Below are 1,527 nucleotides of genomic sequence, written 5' to 3' on the forward strand. Positions count from 1 at the left end.
GGTGTCGGGAACGCCGGTTCTTGCATGCTCCGGGCCAAGCGGCGTCACTGCCGCGGTTTTGTCGAACCATAGGAACGCGTCGAACTGCTGGGGCAGGGAAGCGTCCGCATAGTGGCTGCCCAGCTCGGTTTCCGGCCGGTAGATTACCCCGATGAATCGCTCCAGCCTGCGTTCCAGCAGCCGCTCACGCAGCGTCTTGTCGCGCCCGAGGTCGAGCAGGAACCGCGACACAAGAGAATCGTGGCAAAGCCGTTCGTAGCTGTCGGCGTGCGACGCGCGAACCTGCTTCACCTCCATTTCGCCATCCCAGTCGCTTGCGGCCGCTACAGTGCCGGAATGCGTGCCCATACCGATTAGCGCTGCCTCATCGCCGAAACGCTGCCGGCAGAGCTGACCGATGTTCAGTTCGTCCCTGACGACACCCATCTCGGTAAAGCGGGCATCGCCGATATGGGAATTGTGCGCCCACACCACCGCCTTGGAGTTGGGGCCGCCGGCGTTCAACAAATGTTCCAAGGTCTCGAACATGTGGGTGTCGCGCAGGTTCCAGGACTCCGCACCGCCATAGTACATGATCCGGTAGTAGTGTTCGGCGGACGCGATCAGCCGAGCATTCTGACTGGCGTCGAGAAAGTCGGTTCCGTCCTGTTTTGCATAATCGAGTTGTCTGGCGAGCAAGTCCCGGCATTGTTCCAGCACGGCTTTCTCGCATTTTTTATAGCCGGCGGTGAGCACCGCACGGCCGTAGGTAGACGGTTCGTGTTGCCAGGGCGTCAGGCAACCATACCGTTCGCGTGCAATCTTGGCTGCCTGGGGATCGACCCGGTCGAGATAGTCGAGGACCGCGCCTATGGACCCGCTCATATTGTAGATGTCCAGGCCGTAGAACCCTGCTTGCTCCGAAGGTTCTAGCTTCTCGTTGCGACGGCGCATCCAGTCGGAGAAGGCCGCGACATCGGTGTTGCGCCACATCCACGTCGGAAACCGCTGGAATGGCGCACCGGCGCCTGTTCGCGGCCGACGATGGCGAACATAGCGGTCGATCGCCGCCGCATCGGGCCAGTCCGCCTCGACCGCGACGATGGTGAAGCCGTGCCGTTCGATAAGCCTGCGGGTGATCGCCGCGCGCGCCCTGTAGAACTCGGACGTGCCATGGCTTGCCTCGCCAAGCAGAACGACGCGCCGGTCGGCGAACCGGTCGAACAATGCGCCGAAGGCCGGATCGTCGAAATCGGGCAGCGGTTCAGCCGCGGCCGCAATCATATCGGGCAGGCTGATCGGATGCGGATGTCGAAGTGGGCGACCGACCTTGGTGACGGTGCCGTTTTCCGACCAACCCTGCTCGCCGATGAGAGGGACGAAGCGCACGCCGCCGAAATCCTCCTCGCTGTAGGTTGCGGCACCTGTCCGGGTGACTTTGAGCAGGCGTTGCAAATCGGGGTCGTCGCCGACCGGAATGACGAGCCTGCCGCCGACATCGAGTTGCTCCTGAAGGGCGAGCGGTGCGCCGGGACCGCTGGCTGTCAC

1 protein-coding gene is annotated in these 1,527 nt (G+C 63.1%); it reads right to left on the minus strand.

The window, feature by feature from the left end:
• Positions 1-1,527, minus strand: a 1,527-nt coding sequence (locus tag EN932_RS35805) for an erythromycin esterase family protein (protein ID WP_128369509.1), incomplete at both ends; no start/stop codon positions are given.

The organism is Mesorhizobium sp. M7A.F.Ca.US.002.01.1.1, from assembly GCF_004022955.1.
Classification (GTDB): Bacteria; Pseudomonadota; Alphaproteobacteria; order Rhizobiales; family Rhizobiaceae; genus Mesorhizobium; species Mesorhizobium ciceri.